Annotated in this window: 23 protein-coding genes; 10 read left to right on the forward strand and 13 right to left on the reverse strand. The window is 72.8% G+C overall.

The window, feature by feature from the left end; all coding sequences use genetic code 11:
- Positions 1 to 130: 130 nt before the first annotated feature.
- The 3 genes from QQM72_RS21880 to QQM72_RS21890 all read right to left on the reverse strand — a co-directional run bounded on the left by QQM72_RS21880 (position 131) and on the right by QQM72_RS21890 (position 4,440).
- Complete coding sequence (locus tag QQM72_RS21880) at positions 131 to 1,552, reverse strand: lysine N(6)-hydroxylase/L-ornithine N(5)-oxygenase family protein (RefSeq protein ID WP_314222558.1); 1,422 nt, start codon at positions 1,550 to 1,552, stop codon at positions 131 to 133.
- Positions 1,549 to 2,907 carry an aminotransferase class V-fold PLP-dependent enzyme gene (locus QQM72_RS21885; RefSeq protein WP_399078131.1) on the reverse strand — a complete coding sequence of 453 codons (1,359 nt, stop codon included), beginning with the start codon at positions 2,905 to 2,907 and terminating at the stop codon, positions 1,549 to 1,551. Before QQM72_RS21885 ends, QQM72_RS21880 begins: the two co-directional genes overlap by 4 nt.
- Positions 2,908 to 3,270: 363 nt before the next feature.
- Positions 3,271 to 4,440, reverse strand: a complete 1,170-nt coding sequence (locus QQM72_RS21890) for a nuclear transport factor 2 family protein (protein ID WP_314222559.1) — start codon at positions 4,438 to 4,440, stop codon at positions 3,271 to 3,273.
- 150 nt (positions 4,441 to 4,590) lie between these two features.
- Here QQM72_RS21890 and sigJ point away from each other — a divergent pair, with 150 nt between their 5' ends.
- Positions 4,591 to 5,544, forward strand: coding sequence for an RNA polymerase sigma factor SigJ (sigJ, locus tag QQM72_RS21895; RefSeq protein WP_314222560.1), 954 nt, complete (start codon positions 4,591 to 4,593; stop codon positions 5,542 to 5,544).
- A gap of 97 nt (positions 5,545 to 5,641) precedes the next feature.
- On the opposite strand, the gene pepN is transcribed toward sigJ, so the two are convergent.
- Positions 5,642 to 8,122, reverse strand: coding sequence for an aminopeptidase N (gene pepN / locus QQM72_RS21900; protein WP_314222561.1), 2,481 nt, complete (start codon positions 8,120 to 8,122; stop codon positions 5,642 to 5,644).
- Between the two features lie 171 nt (positions 8,123 to 8,293).
- Positions 8,294 to 8,647: a chorismate mutase gene (locus QQM72_RS21905; RefSeq protein ID WP_054242932.1), complete on the reverse strand. Its 354-nt coding sequence runs from the start codon at positions 8,645 to 8,647 to the stop codon at positions 8,294 to 8,296.
- A 92-nt stretch (positions 8,648 to 8,739) separates the two neighbouring features.
- Between QQM72_RS21905 and QQM72_RS21910 the strand changes: the two genes are divergently transcribed.
- On the forward strand, positions 8,740 to 9,651 hold the full coding sequence (locus QQM72_RS21910) for a hypothetical protein (protein WP_314222562.1): 912 nt from the start codon (positions 8,740 to 8,742) through the stop codon (positions 9,649 to 9,651).
- 39 nt (positions 9,652 to 9,690) lie between these two features.
- On the opposite strand, the gene QQM72_RS21915 is transcribed toward QQM72_RS21910, so the two are convergent.
- Both QQM72_RS21915 and QQM72_RS21920 read right to left on the reverse strand, forming a co-directional pair.
- The gene (locus tag QQM72_RS21915) at positions 9,691 to 10,605 is read right to left on the reverse strand and encodes an SDR family oxidoreductase (RefSeq protein WP_314222563.1); all 915 of its coding nucleotides are present in this window, start codon (positions 10,603 to 10,605) and stop codon (positions 9,691 to 9,693) included.
- A gap of 1 nt (position 10,606) precedes the next feature.
- Positions 10,607 to 11,347, reverse strand: a complete 741-nt coding sequence (locus tag QQM72_RS21920; RefSeq protein WP_314222564.1) for an SDR family oxidoreductase — start codon at positions 11,345 to 11,347, stop codon at positions 10,607 to 10,609.
- Between the two features lie 54 nt (positions 11,348 to 11,401).
- Here QQM72_RS21920 and QQM72_RS21925 point away from each other — a divergent pair, with 54 nt between their 5' ends.
- From QQM72_RS21925 to QQM72_RS21940, 4 genes are all read left to right on the forward strand, one after another.
- On the forward strand, positions 11,402 to 12,157 hold the full coding sequence (locus tag QQM72_RS21925) for an enoyl-CoA hydratase family protein (protein ID WP_314222565.1): 756 nt from the start codon (positions 11,402 to 11,404) through the stop codon (positions 12,155 to 12,157).
- Between the two features lie 75 nt (positions 12,158 to 12,232).
- A complete protein-coding gene (locus QQM72_RS21930; protein ID WP_314222710.1) occupies positions 12,233 to 13,057 on the forward strand; it encodes a CoA transferase subunit A in 825 nt (274 codons plus the stop codon).
- Positions 13,054 to 13,785, forward strand: a complete 732-nt coding sequence (locus QQM72_RS21935; protein ID WP_314222566.1) for a CoA-transferase subunit beta — start codon at positions 13,054 to 13,056, stop codon at positions 13,783 to 13,785. The genes QQM72_RS21930 and QQM72_RS21935 overlap by 4 nt, the downstream gene beginning before the upstream one ends.
- Complete coding sequence (locus tag QQM72_RS21940) at positions 13,785 to 14,843, forward strand: NAD(P)H-dependent flavin oxidoreductase (RefSeq protein WP_314222567.1); 1,059 nt, start codon at positions 13,785 to 13,787, stop codon at positions 14,841 to 14,843. Before QQM72_RS21935 ends, QQM72_RS21940 begins: the two co-directional genes overlap by 1 nt.
- 124 nt (positions 14,844 to 14,967) lie before the next feature.
- Here QQM72_RS21940 and QQM72_RS21945 read toward each other — a convergent pair whose 3' ends face one another.
- From QQM72_RS21945 to QQM72_RS21955, 3 genes are read right to left on the reverse strand one after another with little or no spacing between them, the layout of a single operon-like run.
- Positions 14,968 to 16,125 carry an acetyl-CoA C-acetyltransferase gene (locus tag QQM72_RS21945; protein WP_314222568.1) on the reverse strand — a complete coding sequence of 386 codons (1,158 nt, stop codon included), beginning with the start codon at positions 16,123 to 16,125 and terminating at the stop codon, positions 14,968 to 14,970.
- Complete coding sequence (locus QQM72_RS21950) at positions 16,062 to 16,760, reverse strand: TetR/AcrR family transcriptional regulator (RefSeq protein ID WP_314222569.1); 699 nt, start codon at positions 16,758 to 16,760, stop codon at positions 16,062 to 16,064. Before QQM72_RS21950 ends, QQM72_RS21945 begins: the two co-directional genes overlap by 64 nt.
- Before the next feature lie 26 nt (positions 16,761 to 16,786).
- The gene (locus QQM72_RS21955; RefSeq protein ID WP_314222570.1) at positions 16,787 to 17,575 is read right to left on the reverse strand and encodes an SDR family oxidoreductase; all 789 of its coding nucleotides are present in this window, start codon (positions 17,573 to 17,575) and stop codon (positions 16,787 to 16,789) included.
- A 131-nt stretch (positions 17,576 to 17,706) separates the two neighbouring features.
- Here QQM72_RS21955 and QQM72_RS21960 point away from each other — a divergent pair, with 131 nt between their 5' ends.
- On the forward strand, positions 17,707 to 18,858 hold the full coding sequence (locus tag QQM72_RS21960; protein WP_314222571.1) for an acyl-CoA dehydrogenase family protein: 1,152 nt from the start codon (positions 17,707 to 17,709) through the stop codon (positions 18,856 to 18,858).
- Positions 18,859 to 18,884: 26 nt separating this feature from the next.
- A complete protein-coding gene (locus QQM72_RS21965) occupies positions 18,885 to 19,853 on the forward strand; it encodes an acyl-CoA dehydrogenase family protein (RefSeq protein ID WP_314222711.1) in 969 nt (322 codons plus the stop codon).
- A 201-nt stretch (positions 19,854 to 20,054) separates the two neighbouring features.
- Here QQM72_RS21965 and QQM72_RS21970 read toward each other — a convergent pair whose 3' ends face one another.
- A complete protein-coding gene (locus tag QQM72_RS21970) occupies positions 20,055 to 20,546 on the reverse strand; it encodes an FBP domain-containing protein (protein ID WP_314222572.1) in 492 nt (163 codons plus the stop codon).
- An 89-nt stretch (positions 20,547 to 20,635) separates the two neighbouring features.
- Here QQM72_RS21970 and QQM72_RS21975 point away from each other — a divergent pair, with 89 nt between their 5' ends.
- Complete coding sequence (locus QQM72_RS21975; RefSeq protein WP_314222573.1) at positions 20,636 to 21,208, forward strand: TetR/AcrR family transcriptional regulator; 573 nt, start codon at positions 20,636 to 20,638, stop codon at positions 21,206 to 21,208.
- Between the two features lie 114 nt (positions 21,209 to 21,322).
- On the opposite strand, the gene QQM72_RS21980 is transcribed toward QQM72_RS21975, so the two are convergent.
- Together QQM72_RS21980 and QQM72_RS21985 are read right to left on the reverse strand one after the other, a co-directional pair.
- Positions 21,323 to 21,868 (reverse strand): HutD/Ves family protein, encoded by a 546-nt coding sequence (locus QQM72_RS21980; protein WP_314222574.1) that lies wholly within the window; start codon positions 21,866 to 21,868, stop codon positions 21,323 to 21,325.
- Positions 21,865 to 22,584, reverse strand: a complete 720-nt coding sequence (locus QQM72_RS21985) for a vWA domain-containing protein (RefSeq protein ID WP_314222575.1) — start codon at positions 22,582 to 22,584, stop codon at positions 21,865 to 21,867. Before QQM72_RS21985 ends, QQM72_RS21980 begins: the two co-directional genes overlap by 4 nt.
- Positions 22,585 to 22,690: 106 nt before the next feature.
- On the opposite strand from QQM72_RS21985, the gene QQM72_RS21990 reads away from it, so the two are divergent.
- Positions 22,691 to 23,503 carry a chitosanase gene (locus tag QQM72_RS21990; RefSeq protein ID WP_314222576.1) on the forward strand — a complete coding sequence of 271 codons (813 nt, stop codon included), beginning with the start codon at positions 22,691 to 22,693 and terminating at the stop codon, positions 23,501 to 23,503.
- The last annotated feature ends 100 nt before the right edge of the window (positions 23,504 to 23,603 follow it).

Below are 23,603 nucleotides of genomic sequence, written 5' to 3' on the forward strand. Positions count from 1 at the left end.
GTTCCGCACTCGTGTAGTCCTGTGGGGCGGTGGGCGGTGTTTCGTGCGGTGGCCGGGTGGGTCACCGTGGGAGCACCGCCTTTCGCATGGGTGGGCCGGGGGCCGTGGGGTGGGGTGTCGGGTGTGGCTTTCAGCGTCGGTCGACGAGGGGGGTGAGGGTGGGGGTGGGCGCCTGTCGGGCCGCGGGGACTCGGGGTTGTGGTTGTTCGAGTCCGAAGGTGGTGAAGGCGGTGCGGGTGGGGAGGGGATAGGTCTCTTTGCCGGTGAGGGTGTTGAGGATGGTGGCGGCGCGCCAGGCGGCGAGGCCGAGGTCGGGGGCGCCTACGCCGTGGGTGTGGCGTTCGGCGTTCTGGAGGTAGATGTTGCAGCCGGTGGCGGTGACGGAGGGGTCGAGGACGAGGCGGAAGTGTTCGTCGACGCGGGGGCGTTCGCTGTTGTCGCGGCGGATGTAGGGGTCGAGGCCGGCGAGGATGCGGTCGAGGGGGCGTTCGCGGTGGCCGGTGGCGAGGACGACGGCGTCGGTGGTGAGGCGGGTGCGGGTGTTCTGCTGGAGGTGTTCGAGGTGGAGTTCGATCTTGGTGGTGGCGATGCGTCCCGCGGTGCGGACGCGGACGCCGGGGGTGAGGACGGTGTCGGGCCAGCCGCCGTTGACGGTGCGGTGGTAGAGCTCGTCGTGGATGGCGGCGAGGGTGGTGGTGTCGATGCCTTTGTGGAGTTGCCATTGGGCGGCGGTGAGGCGGTCGCGGGTGCTTTCGGGGAGGGCGTGGAAGTAGCGGGTGTAGTCGGGGGTGAAGTGTTCGAGGCCGAGTTTGGAGTACTCCATGGGGGCGAAGGCGTCGGTGCGGCCGATCCAGTGGAGTTGTTCGCGGCCGGCGGGGCGGTGCCGGAGGAGGTCGAGGAAGACTTCGGCGCCGGACTGTCCTGATCCGACGACGGTGATGTGGCCGGCGGCGAGGAGGGTGTCGCGGTGGGTGAGGTAGTCGGCGGCGTGGACGACGGGTACGCCGGGGGCGTCGACGAGGGGGCGGAGGGCGTCGGGGATGTAGGGCTCGGTGCCGATGCCGAGGACGACGTTGCGGGTGTGGGTGCGGCCGAGGGCTTCGCCGTCGGTGTCGAGTTGGGTGTGGTCGACTTCGAAGACGTCGCGTTCGGGGTTCCAGCGGACGGCGTCGACCTGGTGGCGGAAGTGGAGTCCGGGGAGTTGGTCGGCGACCCAGCGGCAGTAGGTGTCGTATTCGGCGCGTTGCGTGTGGAAGCGCTCGGCGAAGTAGAACGGGTAGAGGCGCTGGTGGGTTTTGAGGTAGTTGAGGAAGGTCCAGGGGCTGGTGGGGTCGGCGAGGGTGACGAGGTCGGCGAGGAAGGGGACCTGGACGCGGGCGCCGTCGATGAGGAGGCCGGGGTGCCAGTCGAAGCGGGGGCGTTGTTCGTAGAAGACGGCGTCGAGTTCGGCGAGGGGTTGGGCCAGGGCGGCCAGGGAGAGGTTGCAGGGGCCGATGCCGATGCCGACGAGGTCGCGGGGGGTGTCGGCGGTGAAGTGTGGGGGCGTGTTCATCGGGGGGTGTTTCCTTCCACCAGGTCGAGGAGGGCGGCCAGGTCGTGGGGGCGGGTGTGGGGGTTGAGGAGGGTGGCCTTGAGCCAGAGCCGGCCGTGGAGGCGGGCTCGGCCGAGGACGGCGTGGCCGTGGGTGAGGAGGCGGCGGCGTGTCTCGGCCACGGTGTCGTCGGTGGCGCCGGTGGGGCGGAAGAGGACGGTGCTGATGGTGGGTGGGGCGTGGAGTTCGAAGCCGGGGTGTGCGGTGACGATGTCGGCGAACTCGTGCGCGTGGGCGCAGACTTGGTCGACGAGGGCGCCGAGGCCGGTGCGGCCGAGGGTTTTGAGGGTGACGGCGATCTTGAGGGCGTCGGGGCGTCGGGTGGTGCGCAGGGAGCGGCCGAGGAGGTCGGGGAGGCCGGCTTCGGTGTCGTCGTCGGCGTTGAGGTAGTCGGCGTGGTGGTGGAGTGCGGTGAGGTCGGTGGCGTCGCGGGCGGCGAGGAGTCCGGCGGCGACGGGCTGCCAGCCGAGTTTGTGCAGGTCGAGGGTGACGGTGTGGGCGGTGTCGAGGCCGGTGAGCAGGTGGCGGTGGCGGTCGCTGAAGAGGAGGCCGCCTCCGTAGGCGGCGTCGATGTGGAGGCGGGCGCCGTGGGTGGTGGTCAGGGCGGCGATGGCGGGGAGGGGGTCGATGAGTCCGGCGTCGGTGGTGCCGGCGGTGGCGGCGACGAGGAGGGGGCCGGGCAGGGTGGTGAGGGTGTGGGTGAGGGCGGTGGGGTCGAGGGTGCCGGTGGGGGTGGGGATGATCACGGGTTCGGGGAGACCGAATAGCCAGGCGGCGCGGGGCAGGGAGTGGTGGGCGTTGGCGCCGCAGACGAGTCTGACGGTGGGGCCGTGGGTTTCGCGGGCGAGGAGGAGGGCGAGCTGGTTGGCTTCGGTGCCGCCGGTGGTGACGAGGGCGTCGGCCAGGCCGGCCTGCGCGGCGAGTCTCCGTGTCACGAGGGCCTCCAGTTCGGAGGCGGCCGGTGCCTGGTCCCAGGAGTCGAGAGAGGGGTTGAGGGCGGAGACGGCGAGGTCGGCGGCGGTGGCGACGGCGAGGGGTGGGCAGTGCAGGTGGGCGGCGCAGAGGGGGTCGGCGGGGTCGGCGGCCCCTTCGGCGAGGGCGTGGACGAGGGTGGCGAGGGCGGCGGGGTCGCCGTGTTCGGGGAGTACCTCCCCGACGGCGTGCCGTAGCCGGGTGGCGACCGCTTGGGGGCCGCCTGCGGGCAGTGGTCCGCCGCGGGCCCGGGTGCCGGTGGCGAGGGCGTCGAGGACGGTGGCGAGCAACGGCCTCAGGGCGTCGGGGCCTTCGGGTCCTGAGGCGAGGGGCGGCATGCTCACGGGGGCTCCTCCGGGGTGCGGGGGCGGATGGCCGCAGCGGGGAGTGCCAGCTTGTCGGGGATTGCGGTGGCGCGCCCGGAAGATCTGGTGATCGGAACCCTAAAGGGGGATGTGCGCCCGCGGCCCCGCCACGGGAGGTGGCACCGGGGCCGGGCCTGGCGCCGGGGGCGGTGCACGGACACGGCGCCTGGGGCGGTGACGGGGCCTGGGGCGGTGACGGGGCCTGGCGCCGGCGGCGGAGGGCCTGGCGCCGGCGGCGGCGGAGGGCCTGGCGCCGGAGGCGGGCGGGGGCGGTGCACATGACCTGGCGCCAGGACCGGCGGGGGACCTGGCGCCGTGGCTCGGAGGGAGCCCTGCGCCGGGTCAGTATCCGACGGCTTCTCGGAGAAGCAGTACGGTGCCGCGCCCCGGGCGGGGTTCGGCGTTGAGGATGAGCAGGCGGTTGACGGCGCTGGGCGTCCCGTACACCGCCTGGGCGCGGACGTTCTCCAGTGGGAGGGCGTGCTCCTCGACGCGGCGCAGTGCTGTGCTCAGGTCGGGGACCACCTTCTGCGCGCCGACGATCCAGACCGCGTGGGCGGCGCCGCCGGCGTTGGCGGGGAGCTGGCTGCCGCTGCCCGAGGCGAGGACGAGCGATCCGGTCTCGGTGACCGCGGCGACGCTGTTGACGACGAATTCGGGGCCGGCGGCCAGCCTTCGGATCTCGTCGGCGCCGGTGGCACGGTCGATGGCCAGGATGCGCGGCCTGACGGCGTCGTACCGGCCGCCGGTGTTGATGTCCTCGTCGATGCCGGAGAGCCGGAGGGTCTCGCTGGCTCCGGTGAGCACGCCGGCGCCTTCGGGGAGCAGTTCCTTGATGCGGGCGCGGGCGGCCGTGACGTCGTCGAGGATCTCGGTGGTGAAGCCGTTGGCGCGCAGTGCGGCGGCTGCCCGCTCCAGTTGTTCGGCCGGTGCCGGGTCGGCGAAGGACGCGGCCGGAGCGGGGGTGGCCGTGGCGGGGGTGGCCGGGGTGGCGGTGGCCGGGGTGGGGGTGGCCGGGGTGGCGGTGGCCGGGGTGGCGGTGGCGTCTGCCTGGTGGGTCCCGGACTCCCGCGCCGCGTGGGGTGCGGTGCCCGCCAGCGGGGAGGTGTCGAGGTACCTGACCTCGTACACCCGCTCGGCGAACTTCCAGCCCTCCTCGGTGCGCCGGTAGCGGTCGTGGTAGACGGCGTAGTTCAGGCCCTGGCGTCCGTCGAGGGTGCGCGCGAGTTCCTGGATGTAGGCGCGGCCGGTCGCGGTGTCGCCGTCGAGGGCGATCGTGCCGGGGTGTGTGGTCTGTACGAAGAAGTCCCACTGGCTCTGCAGCCGCTCGCCCTGGGCACGGATCTCTTCGCGGCCGACCATTTCGGCGGGGATGTTGGGCATGCGCAGGGCGCCGTCCGGTGTGAACAGCGATGCCAGGCGGGGTCGGTCGCGCATCATCACCGCGTCGGTGAACTCGCCGCGCAGTGCCTCGATCTCGACGCGGTCCGCGATGGCCTGGAAGTCGTTCATGAAAGTCACCTCTTCGTCTTGTCGTCGTCCTCGCCGGTACGACAAGGCAGCCCGTCGGAATGTGAGGCGGCGCGTGGGCCTCACATTCCGATGCGCTGTCCTGTCGTAAGGGGTAGAGGCACAGAGGCGAGCGAGGGAGACGGCCGGACGATGACCACCAGAGGCGGGACCACCAGGGGCGAGCGGGGCGACGGTCAGAGGGATCCGGACCTCGGCGTGATCATGAGCGAGCGGCGGCGGCTGATCAACCTCGGCTATCGGCTTCTCGGGTCCGTTGCGGACGCCGAGGACGTCGTGCAGGAGACCTACGCCCGTTGGTATGCCCTGTCCGCGCGGGAGCAGCAGGCCATCGAGTCGCCGGGCGCCTGGCTGATGACGGTGGCCGGCCGTATCTGTCTGAATCTGCTCGGCTCGGCGCGGGCCAGGCGGGAGACGTATGTGGGTGACTGGATCCCGGAACCGCTGCCGGAGCCCACGGAGTGGATCACCGGGCGTTCCGGCGGTGGCGGGATCGATCCGGCCGATCGGGTCACCTTCGACGAGTCGGTGACGATGGCGTTCCTGGTCGTCCTCGATGCGATGACCCCGGCCGAGCGTGTCGCGTTCGTCCTGCACGACGTCTTCCGCTACCCGTTCGGTGAGATCGCCGGGGTCGTCGGCCGTAGTCCGGCGGCGTGCCGCCAACTGGCCTCGTCGGCGCGCCGTCGCGTCCGCACCGCGCGGACCCCGGCGGTCCCGGGTGCGGGGCAGGCCGACGTCGTCACGCGGTTCAGGATCGCGTGGGAGGCCGCGGACATCGAGGCCCTGGTCGGTCTGCTCGACCCCGACGCCACCGCGACCGCCGACGGCGGCGGGCTGGCCGTGACCCACCCGCGTCCGCTCGTGGGCGGTGAGCGGATCGCACATGGCTACGCGGAGATCGCCGGTCTGTGGGCCGGCCGTACGGCATTGCTGGAGTGCACGGTCAACGGTCTGCCCGGCTTGGTGGCGCGGCAGGACGGCAGTATCGCGACCGTGTTCTCGTTCGAGATCGCGGGCGGCCGGATCAGGCGTATCTGGGCGGTGCGCAACCCCGAGAAGCTCCGTTCCTGGCGGATCGGCTGAGGAGCGATCCGGAAGGCCGCAGCTTCGGGGGCCCGCCTCGGCCGCCTCGGCCGCCTCGGCCGCCTCGCCCGCGACGCCCTCGACGCCGGTGGTGTCCCTACGCCTCCCTCACCCTCAACGCCCTTGCCAGGTCGTCGAGTTGGTCGACGAGTTTGCGGCGCAGGGCGGGGATGGGGGCGGCTTCGGCCAGGCACTCCTCGCCCAGGCGGAGGGTGTCGGGGGTGACGGCGTGGGCGGGGAAGGCCCAGCGGCCGGCGGCTTCGGCGATGGCGGGGCCCCGGCGGGCGGCGAGGGTGACGGCGTCCTGGTAGTAGCGCGGGACGTAGTCGGCGACGAGGTCGCTCTGCTCGGGTTGCCAGAAGCCTTGGGCGGTGGCGGTGAAGAGGTAGTTGGAGAGGGCGTCGTCGTCGAACATGGCGGCCCAGGCGGTGCGTTTGGCGTCCGGGTCGGGGAGGGCGGCGCGGCAGCGGGCGGCGCCTTCCCGGCCGGTGGCGGAGGGGTCGCGGTCGAGTTCGGTGGCGATGGCGCGCTCGTCGGTGGCGCCGAGGACGGCGAGCCGGGCGAGGACGCGCCAGCGCAGGTCGGGGTCGAGTTCGGGGCCGCCGGGCACGGTGCCGTCGGCGAGCCAGGCGGCGATGGTGTCGGGGTGGGCGGCGACGTCGATGAAGTGGCGTACGGCGATGAGGCGCAGGCCGGGGTGGTCGCCGTCCTCGGTGCGGCGGATGAGGTCGCGGCAGAGGGCGGAGAGGGTGGCGACGGCGGCGGGGCGCTGCTCGGGGGTGACGTAGCGGTCGGCGACCTGTGCGGAGGCGTAGGCGAGGACGCCCTGGACGAGGGCGAGGTCGGTTTCCTTGGGAAGGTGGGCGCGGGCGGCGTCGAGGTAGGCGGTGGGGGCGAGGTCGCCGTCGCGGACGGCGTCGCGCAGGGAGTTCCAGACGACGGCGCGGGTGAGCGGGTCGGGCAGGCCGGACAGGCTGGTGCGGACGGTTTCGAAGGAGGCGGGGTCGAAGCGGACCTTGGTGTAGGTGAGGTCGCCGTCGTTGAGGAGCACCAGGGCGGGGCGCTTGCCGATGGGCTGGGGTGCGTTCTGCGGGATGTCGATCTCGAGGCGTTCGCGCAGGGTGAGGCCGCCTGCGTCGGTGAGGTCGAGGTCGTAGAGTCCGGCGGCGACGCGGTGCGGGCGGCTGCCGCGGTGGGTGATGGTGAGGCTGTGGTCGCCGTTGCTGCCGCCCAGGGTGGGGGTGAGGGTGTCGACGCCGGTGGTGCGCAGCCAGGCGTCGGCCCAGGCGTGGACGTCGCGGTCGGTGTGGGTGGCGAGGGAGTCGATGAAGTCGGCGAGGGTGGCGTTGGCGAAGCGGTGGCGGGCGAAGTGGGTGTTGATGCCGGCGAGGAAGTCCTTCTCGCCGAGCCAGGTGACGAGTTGTCGTAGTGCGGAGGCGCCCTTGGCGTAGGAGATGCCGTCGAAGTTGAGGAGGGCGGAGGCGGTGTCGTCGACGTTCTCGGGGGCGACGGGGTGGGTGGAGGGGCGCTGGTCGGCTTCGTAGCCCCAGGCTTTGCGGGCGACGCCGAAGTCGGTCCAGGTGCCGGTGAAGCGGGTGGCTTCGGTGAGGGTCTGGTAGCCCATGTACTCGGCGAAGGACTCGTTGAGCCAGATGTCGTCCCACCACTGGAGGGTGACGAGGTCGCCGAACCACATGTGGGCCATCTCGTGGGCGATGACCATGGCGCGGGTCTGGCGTTCGGTGTCGGTGACGGCGGAGCGGTAGACGAACTCGTCGCGGAAGGTGACGAGGCCGGGGTTCTCCATGGCTCCGGCGTTGAACTCGGGGACGAACGCCTGGTCGTAGGAGTCGAAGGGGTAGGGCTCCTCGAACTTCTCGTGGTAGCGGTCGTAGCACTGCCGGGTGATCTCGAGGAGTTCGTCGGCGTCGGCGTCGAGGTGGGGGGCGAGGGAGCGGCGGCAGTGGAGGCCGAACGGGAGGCCTTGGTGTTCGGTGCGCACGGAGTGCCAGGGGCCGGCGGCGACGGCGACGAGGTAGGTGGAGATGAGGGGGGTGGGGGCGGCCTGCCAGCGGCCTTCGCCGAGGTGTTCGGTGATGCTGTTGGCGAGGACGGTCCAGGTCTCGGGGGCCTTGACGGTCAGCTCGAAGACGGACTTGAGGTCGGGCTGGTCGAAGGCGGCGAAGACGCGCTGGACGTCTTCCATGAAGAGCTGGGTGTAGAGGTAGGTCTCGCCGTCGGTGGGGTCGGTGAAGCGGTGCATGCCTTCGCCGGTGCGGGAGTAGCGCATGCTCGCCCGGACGCGCAGTTCGTGGTCGCCGGCGGTGAGGTTCTCGAGGGGGAGCCGGTTGCCGTCCAGGGTGTCCGGGTCGAGGGGCTCGCCGTCGAGGGTGACGAGGTGCAGTGTCGCGGGCCTGACCTCGACGAAGGTGTCCCCGCCCGCGCGCGCGGCGAACCGGATGACGGTGCTGGACTCGAAGGTCTCGTCGCCGGTCGTCAGGTCGAGCTCGATGGTGTAGCGGTGGACGTCGAGGAGCTTGGCACGGCTCTGCGCTTCGTCGCGCGTCAGTACGGACATGCACGACATGCTGCCTGATACCGCTGGCCGGGCACAGGGGCGGATCGGTACGTGCCCTATGTCCCTTCTCGCGCCGGAGCGCCGTGGCGGTCGTGGGGTGGAGCGGGTGCGGCGGGCGGCGCCGACGGATCGCGTCCGGCCGGTTACCGCCCGTAGCGTGCGCCGTGCGGGTCAGTTCGGTGCGGGGGCGGGGCCGTTGACGGTGTCCTCGGCGATGCGCTCGTGGTGGCGGATCACCTCGGCGATGATGAAGCCCAGGAACTTCTCGGCGAACGCGGGGTCGAGTTTGGCGTTCTCGGCGAGGGTGCGCAGCCGGGCGATCTGGCGGGCTTCGCGGGCCTGGTCGGCGGGCGGCAGCTGGTGGCGGGCCTTGAGGTGGCCGACCTGCTGGGTGGCCTTGAAGCGCTCGGCGAGCATGTGGACGACGGCGGCGTCGATGTTGTCGATGCTGTCGCGCAGCCGGGCGAGCTCCTCGCGGACGGCGGGGTCGACGTCTCCGGGGCCGGGGGTGTTGCTGGTGGTCATGGGCGTTCACCCTAGTGCGTCCGCCGGGCCCGCTGCGGGGGTGGCCTGCCCTTACAGTGGAATGGGGTTCTCGGCGTCTTGGGGGTGCGGGCGTGGCGAACGGCGGGCCGGTCGAGCACGGGTACCCGCACCTGGAGACGGTGCGGGCGGCTGTCACGGCGTTGTACAGGCGGTTGTCGTACGACACGATCCATCAGTTCACGTCGAGTGTGGTGCCGGCGGACGTGGCGTTCTGCGACACCGACGATCTGCATCTGGGGGTGCAGCGGGTGGCGCGTGAGCTGGTGCGGCACTTCCGGTTGCCGCAGGCGCGGATGATCGTCGCGTTCCGTGCGATGGAGCATGCGGCGAACGTCGAACTCACGGCGGGTCCGGAGTACTTCGTCGAGCTGAACGACCGGTTCCGTACTCATCGGCGGGACATCGGCGCGGCGCTGGCGCACGAGATCATGCATGTCTATCTGCATCGGTTGGGTCTGTCGTTCCCGGGGACTCGGGACAACGAGATCCTGACGGACACGGCGACGACGTATCTGGGGGCGGGCTGGCTGCTTCTCGACGCGTACCGGGAGGACGCGGCGTCCTCGCAGAAGCTGGGGTATCTGACTCCGGAGGAGTTCGGGTACGTGCTGGCGAAGCGGTCGCTGGTCTTCGGTGAGGATCCGTCGGTGTGGTTCACGAGTGCGCAGGCGTACACGGCGTACGGGCGGGGTCTGGAGCGGGCCCGGCATGACGAGCGGCAGCCTCCGCTGACGGCGGCGGGCTGGGCGGGGCGGCGGCGTTACGCGCGTGACCGCCGGCACGCCCAGGACTCCCAGGACCACCGGGACCGTCGGTCGGTGGCGGCCCCGGACAGTCCGTACAGCTTCGCTCCGGGTTCGCCGGGGGCGTTGCGGGTGACGTTCGCGTGCCCCACCTGTCACCAGCGGATCAGGGTGCCGGTGCGGGGGCGGGTCCGGGCGCGGTGCGCGTTGTGCCGGACGGTGCTGGAGTGCGACACGTAGGCGGGTCGCCGGGGGCTCGCGTCCCGTGTGTGCGGGTTTTCAGGAGGCCTGGGTGCCGTACACCGGGCCCGGTGGTGTCGTGTGCGTCAGCAGTTTCCGTACGGCCTCTCCCGCCTCGGCGGGGGTCCACCGGGCTCCTTTGTCGGTGGTGGGTCCCGGCCGCCAGCCCTCCATGACGGTGATCCGGCCGCCGTCCGCCTCGAAGACGCGTCCGGTGACGCCCTCGCTCGCGGCGGAGCCGAGCCAGACGACGAGCGGGGAGACGTTCTCCGGGGCCATCGCGTCGAAGCCGTTCTCGGGGGCGGCCATGGCGGCGGCGAAGGTGCGTTCGGTCATGCGGGTGCGGGCGGCGGGGGCGATCGCGTTGACCTGGACGCCGTAGCGGGCGAGTTCGGCGGCGGCGACGAGGGTGAGGGCGACGATCCCGGCTTTCGCGGCGCTGTAGTTGCCCTGTCCGACCGAGCCGAGCAGTCCCGCGCCGCTGCTGGTGTTGATGATGCGGGCGGTGGGCGGGCGGCCCGCCCTGGTCTCGGCGCGCCAGTGTGCGGCGGCGTGTTTCAGGGTGAGGAAGTGGCCTTTGAGGTGGACGCGCAGGACGGCGTCCCAGTCGTCGTCGGTCAGGTTGACGAGCATGCGGTCGCGCAGGAAGCCGGCGTTGTTGACGAGGGTGTCGAGGCGGCCGTAGGTGTCCAGGGCGGCGTCGACGAGGCCGGCGGCGCCCTCGGGGGTGGCGATGTCCCCGTGGTGGGCGACCGCTTCGCCGCCGCTCGCGCGGATCTCGTCGACGACCTGGCCGGCGGGGCTGTGGGCGCCGGGTGTGCCGTCGAGGCCGACGCCGAGGTCGTTGACGACGACCCGGGCGCCCTCGGCGGCGAACGCGAGCGCGTGGGCGCGTCCGAGGCCGCGTCCCGCGCCGGTGACGACGACGACGCGCCGGTGGCAGGTTCCGCTCATCTCACGTCTCCTTGTTGGCGGTTGCGGCGTCGAGGAAGGCGGGCCGTTCGCCGCCTCCGTGCAGGAGCAGGCTCGCCCCGCTGATGTAGCGGGCCGCGTCGGAGGCGAGGAAGACGGCTGCCGCGCCCACGTCGGCGGGGAGGGCGAGCCGGCCGAGCGGGACGGTGCGGGCGACGGCTTCGACGCCGTCCTCGCCGCCGTAGTGGAGGTGGGTCAGTTCGGTGCGGACCATGCCGACGACGAGGGTGTTCACGCGTACCCGGGGCGCCCATTCGACGGCCATGGAGCGGGCGAGGTTCTCCAGGCCTGCCTTGGCCGCGCCGTAGGCGGCCGAGCCGGGCGAGGGGCGGCTGCCGCTGACGCTGCCGATCATCACGATCGAGCCGTTCGCGTGCCGGAGGTGGTCGTACGCGGCGAGGGAGACGGTCAGTGGTGCGAGGAGGTTGAGTTCGATCACGCGCGCGTGCCGTGCGGCGTCGGTGTGCGCGAGGGGGCGGTAGGGGGCGCCGCCGGCGTTGTTGACGAGGACGTCGAGCCGGGGCAGGCCGGTGAAGAAGCGCTGTACGGCGTCGGCGTCCCGTACGTCGAGCGGGATGAACTCGGCTTTTTCGAGCGGGTGTTCCGGTGGCCGGCGGGCGCAGACCACGACCTGGGCGCCCGCGCGGGCGAGGGAGCGTGCGATGCCGGCGCCCACTCCGCGCGTGCCGCCGGTGACGACGGCGACCTTCCCGTCCAGCTCCATTCGCTGCTACCTTCCACCTAACAAACGTTTGGTGGAAAGGTAGCTGATGCTTCCATGGGTGTCTCCACCTCGTCCCCGGAAAAGGGGCCGGACAAGGGAATCGCGCTCGTCACGGTCGACTTCCCGCCGGTGAACGCACTGCCGGTGAGCGGCTGGTTCGCCCTGGCGGACGCCCTGCGCGCGGCCGGCCGCGATCCCGGCACCCGGTGTGTGGTGCTGGCCGCCGAGGGGCGCGGGTTCAACGCGGGCGTGGACATCAAGGAGATCCAGGCGCGGGGGCCGAGCGCGCTCGTCGGCGCCAACCGCGGCTGCTTCGAGGCGTTCGCCGCGGTGTACGAGTGCGAGGTCCCGGTGGTGGCGGCGGTGCAGGGCTTCTGTCTGGGCGGCGGCGTCGGCCTGGTGGGGAACGCGGACGTGATCGTGGCGAGCGAGGACGCCGTGTTCGGGCTGCCGGAGCTGGACCGGGGCGCCCTGGGCGCGGCCACCCATCTGTCCCGGCTGGTCCCCCAGCACCTGCTGCGCGCCCTGTACTACACCTCGCGCACGGTCACGGCGGCCGAACTGCACGGGCACGGCTCGGTGTGGCGGGTGGTGCCGCCGGGCGGGCTCCGCGCGGCGGCCCTGGAGCTGGCGGGCGAGATCGCCGCGAAGGACGGGGAACTGCTGCGGCTCGCCAAGGCGGCCATCAACGGCATCGACCCGGTCGACGTGCGCCGCAGTTACCGCTTCGAGCAGGGCTTCACCTACGAGGCGAGCGTCGGCGGGGTGGCCGACCGGGTCCGCGACACCTTCGGAAGGAACGGTGACTGAGTGAACGCCGACGCCGACAAGCCCACCGGCCCGAGCGGAACCGACCGGGCCGGCGGGACCGGCAGGACCGACAAGTTGCTGTCCGCGGACGAGGCGGTGGCCCGGCTGCGCAGCGGCATGACCCTCGGCATCGGCGGCTGGGGCTCCCGCCGCAAGCCGATGGCGCTGGTCAGGGCGCTGCTCCGGTCGGAGGTCACCGATCTCACGATCGTGTCGTACGGCGGCCCGGACGTCGGGATGCTCGCCGCGGCCGGCCGGATCCGGAAGCTGGTCACCGCCTTCGTCACCCTCGACTCGATCCCCCTGGAGCCGCACTACCGCGCGGCCCGCGAGCGCGGGGCCTTCGAACTGACGGAGGTCGACGAGGCGATGTTCATGTGGGGTCTGCACGCGGCCGCGAACCGGTTGCCCTTCCTGCCCGTGCGGGCGGGGCTCGGTTCGGACGTGATGCGGGTCAACCCCGGCCTGCGGACGGTGACTTCGCCGTACGAGGACCAGGAGACGTTCGTGGCCATGCCGGCCCTGCGGCTGGACGCCGCCCTGGTGCACGTCAACCGGGCCGACCCGCTGGGCAACGGGCAGTACCTGGGCCCGGACCCGTACTTCGACGACCTGTTCTGCGAGGCGGCGGACGCGGCGTACGTCAGCTGCGAACGGGTCGTCGACACCGCCGAGTTGACCAAGGCGGCGGCGCCGCAGACGCTGCTGGTCAAGCGGCACACGGTGACCGGGGTGATCGAGGCCCCGAACGGGGCGCACTTCACGTCCTGCGCCCCCGACTACGGCCGGGACGAGGCGTTCCAGAAGCGGTACGCGACGACGCCCTGGCCCGAGTTCGCGGCGCGGTTCCTCGCCGGGGACGAGCAGGCGTACCGGTCGGCCGTCGGGGAGGAGTCATGAGCGGGGGCGTGAGCGAGGTGACGCGCGCCGAGTACTGCGTGATCGCCTGCGCGGAGGCGTGGCGCGGCGCGGGCGAGATCCTGGCCAGCCCCATGGGCCTGATCCCCTCGGTCGGCGCCCGCCTCGCCCGGCACACCTTCGCGCCGGACCTGCTGCTGACCGACGGGGAGGCGCTGCTCGTCGGTCTCGACGGCGCCGTCGAGGGCTGGCTGCCGTACCGGCAGCACCTGGCGCTGGTCACCGGGGGCCGGCGGCACGTGATGATGGGCGCGAGCCAGATCGACCGGTACGGCAACCAGAACATCGCGTGCATCGGCGACTGGGCCAAGCCCACGCGGCAGTTGCTCGGGGTGCGCGGCGCGCCGGTCAACACGCTGAACAACCCGACGAGTTACTGGGTACCGAGGCACTCCCGACGGGTGTTCGTCGGGCGGGTCGACATGGTGTGCGGGGTCGGGTACGACCGTGCGGCCGGCGCACCCCACCACCGCATCCCGCGGGTCGTCTCCGACCTCGGGGTGTTCGACTTCGCCACCCCCGACCGGTCGATGCGGCTGGCCTCGCTGCATCCCGGGGTGAGTGTCGAGCAGGTCCGGGAGGCGACGGGGTTCGACCTCGTGGTCCCGGACGAGGTGCCGCACACCCGTGAACCGACGGCGGGCGAACTGCGTCTGATCCGCGAGGTGATCGATCCGGGGAACACCCGGGCCCGGGAGGTCGCCGGCTGATGGAAACGGCACTGACCCGGCTGGTCGGGGTCCGTCACCCGGTCGTGCAGACCGGGATGGGATGGGTGGCGGGCCCGCGCCTGGTGTCGGCGGCGGCGGACGCGGGGGCGCTGGGCATCCTGGCCTCCGCGACCATGACGGTGGACCGGTTGCGGGCGGCGGTGCGCGAGGTGCGGTCGCGGACGGCGGCGCCGTTCGGGGTCAATCTGCGGGCCGACGCGGCGGACGCCGGCGACCGGGTGCGGATCATCCTCGACGAGGGCGTGCGGGTCGCGTCCTTCGCGCTCGCGCCCTCCCCGGAGCTGATCGCCGAGCTCAAGGAGGGCGGCGTCGTCGTCATCCCGTCCATCGGGGCCCGCCGGCATGCCGAGAAGGTCGCCGCGTGGGGTGCGGACGCGGTGATCGTGCAGGGCGGGGAGGGCGGCGGACACACCGGGGACGTGGCGACGACGGTACTGCTGCCGCAGGTGGTGGACGCCGTGGACATCCCGGTCGTGGCGGCGGGCGGCTTCTTCGACGGGCGGGGGCTGGTGGCGGCGCTGGCGTACGGGGCGGCCGGGGTCGCGATGGGCACCCGGTTCCTGCTCACCTCGGACTCGCCGGTCCCGGACGCGGTGAAGGCGCGGTACCTGGCGGCCACGGTCCGGGACGTCACCGTCACCCGGGCGGTGGACGGCCTGCCGCACCGCATGCTGCGCACCGCTCTGGTCGACGCCCTGGAGGACGCGGGCCGGGCCGGGGCCCTGATGCGTGCGGTGCGGCACGCGGCCGGCTTCCGCAGGCTGTCCGGCCTCACCTGGCGGGAGATGGTCCGCGACGGCCTGGCGCTGCGCCACGGCAAGGACCTCGCCTGGAGTCAGGTGCTGCTCGCCGCGAACACCCCGATGATGCTCAGGTCCGCGATGGTGGAGGGGCGTACGGACGCGGGGGTGATGGCCTCCGGGCAGGTCGCCGGGGTGATCGACGACCTGCCGTCGTGCGCGGAGCTGGTGGCCCGGATCATGCGGGAGGCGGAGGAGACCCTCGCCTCCCTGGACCGGCTCGGAGCCGCTCGCTGACCGTCACCGGTGTGGCCGGCACAGCGGCCCCGTGGACCGTCGCCTTCGTGGCGGTCACAGCGGCCCGATGACCGTCACCATCGTGGCGGTCACCACCACCCGACGACCGTCGCCGTCGCTGTCGTCACAGGCGCTCGATGATCGTCACGTTGGCCTGGCCGCCGCCCTCGCACATGGTCTGCAGGCCGAACCGGCCGCCGGTGCGTTCCAGTTCGTGCAGGAGGGTGGTCATCAGCTTGGCGCCGCTCGCGCCGAGCGGGTGGCCCAGGGCGATCGCGCCGCCGTTGACGTTGACCCTCTCCGGGTCCGCGCCGGTCTCCTTCAGCCACGCCAGGACGACGGGCGCGAACGCCTCGTTGATCTCGACGAGGTCGATGTCGTGGATCGACAGCCCGGTCTTCTTCAGGGCGTGCGCGGTGGCCGGGATCGGAGCCGTCAGCATGCGGATCGGGTCCTCGCCGCGGACGGAGAGATGGTGCACGCGCGCGCGGGGCGTCAGGCCGTGCTCGCGCACCGCCCGCTGCGAGGCCAGCAGCAGGGCCGCCGCGCCGTCGGAGACCTGCGAGGAACAGGCGGCGGTGACGGTCCCGCCGTCGATGACGGGCTTCAGCGCGGCCATCCTCTCCAGGGATGTGTCCCGGCGCGGCCCCTCGTCGGCGGTGACCTCCCCGAGGGCGACGGTCTCGCGGGCGAAGCGGCCCTCGTCGATCGCCCGCACCGCCCGCCGGTGCGAGCGCAGGGCGAACTCCTCCTGGTCCTGGCGGCTGATGCCCCACTTCGCGGCGATCATCTCGGCGCCGGCGAACTGGTTCACCGGCCGGTCGCCGTACCGCGCGCGCCAGCCCTCGCTGCCCGCGAAGGGGCCCTGGGTGAAGCCGAGGGGCTCGGCGGCCTGCCGGGTGGCGTAGGCGATCGGGATCTGCGACATGTTCTGCACGCCGCCCGCGACCACCAGGTCCTGGGTCCCGGACAGCACGCCCTGCGCGGCGAAGTGCACGGCCTGCTGCGAGGAGCCGCACTGCCGGTCCACGGTCACGCCCGGCACCTCCTCGGGCAGTCCGGCGGCCAGCCAGCAGGTCCGTGCGATGTCCCCGGCCTGCGGCCCGACCGTGTCCAGGCAGCCGAAGACGACGTCCTCGACGGCGGCCGGGTCGACCCCGGTCCGCGCGACGAGTTCCCCCAGCACATGCGCGCCCAGGTCGGCCGGATGGACCGTGCTCAGTCCTCCTCCGCGCCGCCCGACGGGCGTACGGACCGCTTCGACGATGTAGGCCTCGGCCATGGCAACTCCCTCACAGGAACGGGCTGTGCACGTACGGCGATCCCGTCCAGCACCATCGACAGGTACTGCCGGGCGATCTCTTCCGGGCTGTGCTGTCCGCCGGGCCGGTACCAGGACGCGGCGACCCACACGGTGTCGCGGACGAACCGGTAGGCGAGGCGGATGTCGAGGTCGGTGCGGAAGACCCGGTCCGTGACGCCGCGCTCCAGCGTGGACAGCCACGCCTTCTCGAACCGGAGCTGCGACTCGGCGAGGAACGCGAACCGTTCCTGCGCCACGAGCTGTTTGCTCTCCTTCTGGTAGATCGCGACGGCGGCGCGGTGCCGGTCGATCTCCCGGAAGGACTCGGTGACCAGGGCCGCGAGAGTCTCCCGGGGTCCGAGCTCGGCGCCCAGGACGGTGTCGTAGCCGTCCCAGAGCTCGTCGAGGAAGGTCCGCAGGATCTCCTCCAGCATCGATTCCTTGGAGTCGAAGTGGTAGTAGAGGCTGCCCGCGAGCATGCCCGCGTGGTCGGCGATCTTCCGGACGGTGGTGGCGTTGTAGCCCTGTTCGGCGAAGACCTCGGCGGCGGTGTCGAGGAGTTCACGGCGACGCGCGGGCGCCGCGGTCACCTGGGGCTTCTTCTTGGTCGGCACGAACACATTGTCGTCTGCTCCGGCCGTCAGGGGTGCTGGCCGCTGACGGAGACGACCTCGCCCGTCATGTACGAGGAGTAGTCCGACGCCAGGAACACGATCACGTTGGCCACCTCCCAGGGTTCGGCGTACCGCCCGAAGGCCTCCCGCGCGGTGAGCTCCTCCAGCAGTTCGGCCGAGGTCACCTTCACCAGGTGCGGGTGCATGGCGAGGCTCGGCGAGACGGCGTTGACCCGTACGCCGTACCCGGCCGCCTCGATCGCCGCGCAGCGGGTCAGCGCCATCACGCCCGCCTTCGCGGCGGCGTAGTGCGCCTGTCCGGCCTGGGCGCGCCAGCCGACGACGGAGGCGTTGTTGACGACGACTCCCCCGCCGGTCTCCCGCATCAGCCGCAGGGCGGCCCGGGTGCACCGGAAGGTTCCGTTGAGGGTGACGTCCAGGACGCGTGACCACTGCTCGTCGGTCATGTCGGCGAGTTCGGAGGTCCCGCCGAGGCCCGCGTTGTTGACGACGACGTCCAGCCGCCCGTGTTCGCGCACGGCGGTGTCGAACAGGGCCCGCACCTGGCCGTCGTCGGTGACGTCGCACGGCAGGGCGGCCACCGACGCCCCGCCGAACTCCGCGGCCAGTTCGGCCTGGTACGCCTTGAGCCGCCTCGCGTGGGCGTCGCTGATCAGCACGCGCGCGCCCTCCTCCAGGAAGCGGCGCGCGGTCGCTCCGCCGATGCCGGCGCCGGCCGCCGCGGTGATCACGGCGCTGCGGCCGTCGAGCAGCGCGTGTCCGGGAACGTACGGCGGACCCTCGACGTTCTTCATGACGGCACGCTAACCTACCAAACACTTGTTAGGGAAGAACGAAGGCGTGCGAAGCACGCACGCGAAGGCATACGTCAAGGACGCACGGACGCACGGACGCACCCGTTGGTCGCACACACGAGGAGGGACCGGTGGACCTCGCACACTCCCCCGCCGACGAGGCGTTCCGCGCCGAGGCGCGGGCCTGGTTGCGCGCGCGGGTGCCGTCCGAGCCGTTGCCCTCCCTGGAGACCGCCGAGGGCTTCGCGGCACACCGCGCGTGGGAGGCCGAACTGGCCGGGGGCGGCTGGTCGGTGGTCAACTGGCCGACCCGCTACGGCGGGCGGGACTGCGGGCTGATGCGCTGGCTGGTCTTCGAGGAGGAGTACTACGCGGCGGGCGCCCCGGGCCGCGTCAACCAGAACGGCGTGAGCCTCCTCGCCCCCACCCTGCTCGACCACGGCACCGAGGAACAGCGGGCCCGGGTCCTGCCCCCGATGGCCACCGGCGAGGTCGTCTGGGCGCAGGCCTGGTCGGAGCCCGAGGCCGGCTCGGACCTGGCCGCGCTGCGCGCCAGGGCGGTCCGCGTGGCCGGCGGCTGGCGGCTGAGCGGCAGTAAGACCTGGTCCTCGCGCGCGGCCTTCGCCGACCGCGCCTTCGGCCTGTTCCGCACCGACCCCGACGCCCCGAAACCCCATCTGGGGCTCACCTACGTCATGTTCGGCCTGCGGGCCCCCGGGGTCACCGTCCGCCCCATCGGCCGCCTGGACGGGAAGCCGGCGTTCGCCGAACTGTTCCTGGACGAGGTGTTCGTGCCGGACGAGGACGTGATCGGGGAGCCGGGCCAGGGCTGGCGGATCGCGATGTCGACGGCGGCCAACGAACGCGGGCTCACCCTGCGTTCCCCCGGGCGCTTCCTCGCCTCCGCCGACCGCCTGCACGCCCTCTGGGTGGACCGGGGCAGCCCGCAGGCCGGCGCGGCCCGGGTCGCCGACGCGCTGATCGGCGCCCGCGCCTACCAGCTGTTCACCTACGCGGCCGCCTCCCGCTTCCTCGCCGGGGAGCGGCTCGGCCCGGAGTCGAGCCTGAACAAGGTCTTCTGGTCGCAGTACGACATCGCGCTGCACGAGACGGCGCTGGACCTGCTCGGCGCGCAGGACGCGGAAGGGGAGGCGGCCGACACCGAGTGGTCGGAGGGCTATGTCTTCTCCCTGGCCGGCCCGATCTACGCGGGCACGAACGAGATCCAGCGCGACATCGTCGCCGAGCGGCTGCTCGGCCTGCCGAGGGGACGCCGTCGATGACTTCGCCCAGGCCGGCTCAGCCGGCGATGAGTTTCCTGCTGGACGGCGAACAGCGGGCGTTCGCCGCTTCGCTGGACGCGATGCTGAGAGCGGCCGACACCCCGGCCGTGATCCGCGACTGGAGCCGGGGCGAGCGGGCGAGCGGCCTCGCCCTGTGGTCGCGGATCGCCGAGGCGGGCGTGTTCGCCCTGGCGGTCCCGGAGGCGTACGAGGGGCTGGGGCCGCGGCCGGTGGAGGTGGCCGTCGCCTTCGTGGAACTGGGGCGGCACGCGGTGCCGGGCCCGCTGGTGGAGACGGTCGCCGCGGCGGCCCTGTTGCGCGATCCGGGCCCCGCCGAGCGGTTCCTCCCCGCTCTGGCCGCGGGCGGGTCGGTGGCCACGCTGGCGCCCGAGGGTTCGTACGCCGTGGACGGTGACGCGGCGACCCTACGGCTGGCGTCGGCCGCCGACGGCCTCCGGCTGGCTCCCGGGCACGGTCCGGTGCGCGCCTCCCTCGATCCCGCCCGTCGCCTCACCCGACTGCTGCCGGGCGGCGAACTCCTCACCCCGGACCCGCCCGTGGACCGTGCCCTGCGCTGGGCCCGTCTCGCCACCGCCGCGCAGGCTCTCGGGGTGGGTCTGGCGCTGCTGGAGCGGACCGTGGCGTATGTCGGGCAGCGCGTGCAGTTCGGCGTCCCCGTCGGCTCGTTCCAGGCGGTCAAGCACCGGCTGGCGGATGCGAAGATCGCGTTGGAGTTCGCCCGCCCCCTGGTCCTGGGCGCCGCCGCGACGATGAACCCGGCGGATGTCGCCGCCGCGAAGGTGAGCGCCTGCGAGGCGGCGTACACGACCGCGCGCACCGCACTCCAGCTGCACGGCGCGATCGGCTACACGGCGGAGTACGACCTGTCGCTCTGGCTCACCAAGGCCCGCGCCCTGCGCACGGCCTGGGGCACCCCGGACGACTGCCGGGCGGAGGTCCTGCGCGGCCGCGCCCGGGTCACGTCCGCGAAGTAGCGCCGTCCGCCCGCAGGGCAGGGCTCGCGGCGTCCGGGGCGTGCGATCGCGAAGCCGAGCATCGCGCACGTACCGCTCGCACCGCCCGTACCGCCCGTACCGCCCGTACGTGCGAGATCCCGACGACGTGGCCGGGGGTCCCTGCGAGGGAGTGCGAGCCGGGCGCCGCGAGCCAGGCGGGGAGGCGGACACGGCCCAGCCTCATCCGGTCACCTTGGCGACGAACGCGGCGAGGTTCGCCACGGTCCGCCCGATCTTCTCCTCCAGCGTGATCGTCTCGGGCAGCCGGGCCCCGACGCCCGCGTCCCGCTTGCCCCGCACATACAGCGAGCAGGCGAGGTCGCTGCAGATGTAGGCCCCCACCGAGTTGCCCTGCTGGCCGGCTCCGCCCGCCTTCGGCGCGACCATCAGTGAGACACCGCCGGAGTGGGTGGTCAGGCACATCGTGCACATGCTGCGCCGCGCCTGCCACGAGCCCGAGCTGGAGGAGCGCAGCGCGAGGGCCTTCGGCCGGCCGTCCAGTTCCACGGCGAGGTAGGCCCGGTCGGGAGCCTGGGGGTCCCGCCAGCCGAGGTAGTCCAGGTCCTCCCAGGGCCGGTCGGCCAGGTCGCGGGGGACGGCCAGGCGCTTGGCCTCGCCCTTGGTGCAGTTGACGAACGCGGCACGGATCTCTTGCTCGGTGAGCGGCTTCATATGGCGCAGGCTAATTTGCCTAAAGGTTTTAGGCAAACGCATAATAGCTATCGGCGGGGAGGTACGGGGCGAGACGCAGGAGGATGGGCATGGGGCGTGTGGGGCTGAGCACGGATCGTCTGGTCCGGGCGGGCGCGGAGCTGGCCGACGAGGTCGGCTTCGACCAGGTGACCGTCTCGGCGCTCGCCCGGCGCTTCGACGTCAAGGTCGCGAGCCTGTACTCGCACGTGAAGAACTCCGACGACCTCAGCACCCGGATCGCCCTGCTCGCCCTGGAGGAACTCGCCGACCGGGGCGACCTCGCGCTGGCCGGACGGGCCGGCAAGGACGCCCTGACCGCCCTGGCCGACGTCTACCGCGACTACGCCCGCGAACATCCCGGCCGCTACGCAGCGGCCCAGCTGCGACTCGACCCCGAGACGGCGGCCGCGAGCGCCGGACCGCGGCACGCCCGCATGACCCGGGCGATCCTGCGCGGCTACGACCTCACCGAGCCGGACCAGACCCATGCCGTCCGGCTCCTGGGCAGCGTCTTCCACGGCTACGTCAGCCTGGAGCTCGGCGGCGGCTTCAGTCACAGCGCCCCCGACACCCAGGAGACCTGGACCCGGATCCTGGACGCCCTGGACGCCCTGCTGCGCAACTGGCCACCGAAGACCTGACCGGACCCGCACCCGGGCGGGCAGGCGGGCAGCCCTGTGCGCGAACGCCCGGCGGACGGCCCGCACCCGACGGCGGCGGTCCGAGCGGCCGGCGGGGGGCCGCACGTGCCGGCGTCACGGGGTGAGGCCGACCACCGCCGTCGGGCCGTGCGCGTGCACGGTCGCGTCCTCCCCGGCCAGCAGGAGGGCGTCATGGCGGGCGAGCCGCACCCCGTCGACGTCGGCGGACCCGCTTTCACCGAGGGCGACGACCAGGGCGTGCGCCGCCCGCAGGCCGAGCCGGCCGCGCACGACCGCGACGGTCGGGGCCGGGGCGCCCCTGCGCCACATCACGTTGAGGTTGACGACGGGCCCGTCCAGCAGCCGGCAGTCGGTGGGCTCGTCGCCGGGGAGGTCCTGGGGCACGTACCGTGCGTCGACGAGCCGTCGCCGCCCGCCCACGGTCAGGTCCATGCCCGCGCCCTGGACCAGTGTCAACGTCCGTTCCACCTCGGGGAACACGGAGAAGGGGCCGTCCGCTGCGACCTCGGCGAGGCTGACCCGCCAGGTGAAGTCGGCCATGCCCGCGCCCGCGGGGAAGCAGGCGATCCCACGGGTCACCCCGCCGCCGTTCTTCCAGGCCGTGGCCGCACGCCCGGCGGCGGGCAGCAGGACCGTCACCGGATGATCCCCTGCGCCCGAGCCGCCCCCAGCCACGCCGGGAACTCCCCGACCAGCCGGTCGTACAGCTCCGCGTCCGACACCTTGCGCGGATCCGAACCGGCATGGAAGAAACCGGCGTTGTCGACCGCCCGCTTCGCCGGTACGGGCAGTTCGTCGAGCTTGCGCAGGAAGTCGAACTGCTTGCTGCCCCGGTCGCCGAAGCCGATGAACTGCCAGAACAGGGGCAGCTTCGAGGCCTTGCACAGATAACGCTCGGCGGCGAGCTTGTTGATCGGGCCGCCGTCGGTCTGGAAGACGACGAGCGCGGGGTCCTTCGACCCGCTGTCGAGGTAGTGGTCGATGACGGCGTCCATGGCGAGGTGGTAACTGGTCTTGCCCATGTGCCCGAGCCCGGCCACGATCCGGTCCACCCGCCCCTGATGGTCGGCGAGGGCGATCTCGGTGACCGCGTCGACGTCGGTGGAGAAGAAGACGGCCGGCACCCGGCCGTCGTCGTCGAGGTGCGCGGACAGGCCCAACACCCGGTCCGCCAGCGCCTGCACGCTGCCGTCCTGGTAGTACGGCTTCATCGACCCCGAGTAGTCGACGACGAGGTAGACGGCGGCCCGCTGGCCGTCGAGACCGTGCTTGGTGAGGGAGACTCCGGCGCTCTTGTAGAGGTTGACCAGCGCCGGTGCCGTCTCCTGGACCTTGGTGAGACTGATCGCGACCATGGCGCACAGCCTCCCACAACCACCGGCCCTCGCCCTTTTGTTCGTTCGCCGACCAAAAAGGATGGAATGACAAGCAACACGACATTCCCGCTCTAGGGTGTGCGGCATGAAACGTGCCGCCGCCCTGGTCTGCGTCGCCGTGGCGTCGACGGTGTACCTGTTCACTCCCGCCCGGCCCGTCCAGCCGACGGCCGGTGTCCAGGCGACCCGGCCGGGCCTCACCGCCCCGACCCAGAAGGAACTGGCCCAGAAGATCGTGGCCAGCGCCGAGAACGGGACCCTGGACTGGCGCGGCGCGTACGGCTATGTCGAGGACATCGGTGACGGACAGGGCTACACGGCGGGACTGATCGGCTTCTGCACCGGCACCCACGATCTGCTCACCCTCGTCGAGCGCTACACGCGCGAGCACCCGGGCAACGCCCTCGCCCGTTATCTCCCCGCCCTGCGCCGGGTCGACGGCACCGCCTCGCACGCCGGTCTGGACCCCGGCTTCCCGGCCGCCTGGCGGACGGAGTCGAGGGCGCCCGCCTTCCGGGCCGCCCAGGACGTCGAGCGCGACCGTGTCTACTTCGGCCCGGCGGTCCACCGGGGCCGGGTCGACGGCCTGGGCGCGCTGGGCCAGTTCATCTACTACGACGCCCTGGTCTTCCACGGCCCCGGCGCGGGCCCTACCAGCTTCGACGGCATCCGAACGAGCGCGATGCGGCAGGCCCGCACCCCGGCGCAGGGCGGCACGGAGACCGACTACCTCGACGCCTTCCTGGACGCCCGCCGCCGGGCCATGCTGACCCGGCACCCCGGCATCGACACCTCGCGCGTCGACACCGCCCAGCGCCGCTTCCTGAGCGAGGGCAACCTCGGCCTGCGCCCGCCGCTGCGCTGGCAGGTGTACGGGGAGACGTACCAGGTGCCGTAGCGCGATCCGTACGCCGACAGACGGGCGGACGGGCAGACGGGCAGACGGGCGGGCATGCTGGCTGGCTGGCAGGCTGGCTGGCAGGCTGGCTGGCAGGCAG

The organism is Streptomyces zaehneri, from assembly GCF_032248645.1.
GTDB lineage: Bacteria > Actinomycetota > Actinomycetes > Streptomycetales > Streptomycetaceae > Streptomyces > Streptomyces coriariae.

What these genes read in the sequence shown, in the direction of transcription:
- QQM72_RS21880 (WP_314222558.1), bottom strand. Translation starts at nt 1,552, where the DNA reads ATGAACACGCCCCCACACTTCACCGCCGACACCCCCCGCGACCTCGTC.
- QQM72_RS21890 (WP_314222559.1), bottom strand. Translation starts at nt 4,440, where the DNA reads ATGAACGACTTCCAGGCCATCGCGGACCGCGTCGAGATCGAGGCACTG.
- sigJ (WP_314222560.1), top strand. Translation starts at nt 4,591, where the DNA reads ATGACCACCAGAGGCGGGACCACCAGGGGCGAGCGGGGCGACGGTCAG.
- pepN (WP_314222561.1), bottom strand. Translation starts at nt 8,122, where the DNA reads ATGTCCGTACTGACGCGCGACGAAGCGCAGAGCCGTGCCAAGCTCCTC.
- QQM72_RS21905 (WP_054242932.1), bottom strand. Translation starts at nt 8,647, where the DNA reads ATGACCACCAGCAACACCCCCGGCCCCGGAGACGTCGACCCCGCCGTC.
- QQM72_RS21915 (WP_314222563.1), bottom strand. Translation starts at nt 10,605, where the DNA reads ATGAGCGGAACCTGCCACCGGCGCGTCGTCGTCGTCACCGGCGCGGGA.
- QQM72_RS21920 (WP_314222564.1), bottom strand. Translation starts at nt 11,347, where the DNA reads ATGGAGCTGGACGGGAAGGTCGCCGTCGTCACCGGCGGCACGCGCGGA.
- QQM72_RS21925 (WP_314222565.1), top strand. Translation starts at nt 11,402, where the DNA reads ATGGGTGTCTCCACCTCGTCCCCGGAAAAGGGGCCGGACAAGGGAATC.
- QQM72_RS21935 (WP_314222566.1), top strand. Translation starts at nt 13,054, where the DNA reads ATGAGCGGGGGCGTGAGCGAGGTGACGCGCGCCGAGTACTGCGTGATC.
- QQM72_RS21940 (WP_314222567.1), top strand. Translation starts at nt 13,785, where the DNA reads ATGGAAACGGCACTGACCCGGCTGGTCGGGGTCCGTCACCCGGTCGTG.
- QQM72_RS21945 (WP_314222568.1), bottom strand. Translation starts at nt 16,125, where the DNA reads ATGGCCGAGGCCTACATCGTCGAAGCGGTCCGTACGCCCGTCGGGCGG.
- QQM72_RS21955 (WP_314222570.1), bottom strand. Translation starts at nt 17,575, where the DNA reads ATGAAGAACGTCGAGGGTCCGCCGTACGTTCCCGGACACGCGCTGCTC.
- QQM72_RS21965 (WP_314222711.1), top strand. Translation starts at nt 18,885, where the DNA reads ATGAGTTTCCTGCTGGACGGCGAACAGCGGGCGTTCGCCGCTTCGCTG.
- QQM72_RS21970 (WP_314222572.1), bottom strand. Translation starts at nt 20,546, where the DNA reads ATGAAGCCGCTCACCGAGCAAGAGATCCGTGCCGCGTTCGTCAACTGC.
- QQM72_RS21975 (WP_314222573.1), top strand. Translation starts at nt 20,636, where the DNA reads ATGGGGCGTGTGGGGCTGAGCACGGATCGTCTGGTCCGGGCGGGCGCG.
- QQM72_RS21985 (WP_314222575.1), bottom strand. Translation starts at nt 22,584, where the DNA reads ATGGTCGCGATCAGTCTCACCAAGGTCCAGGAGACGGCACCGGCGCTG.
- QQM72_RS21990 (WP_314222576.1), top strand. Translation starts at nt 22,691, where the DNA reads ATGAAACGTGCCGCCGCCCTGGTCTGCGTCGCCGTGGCGTCGACGGTG.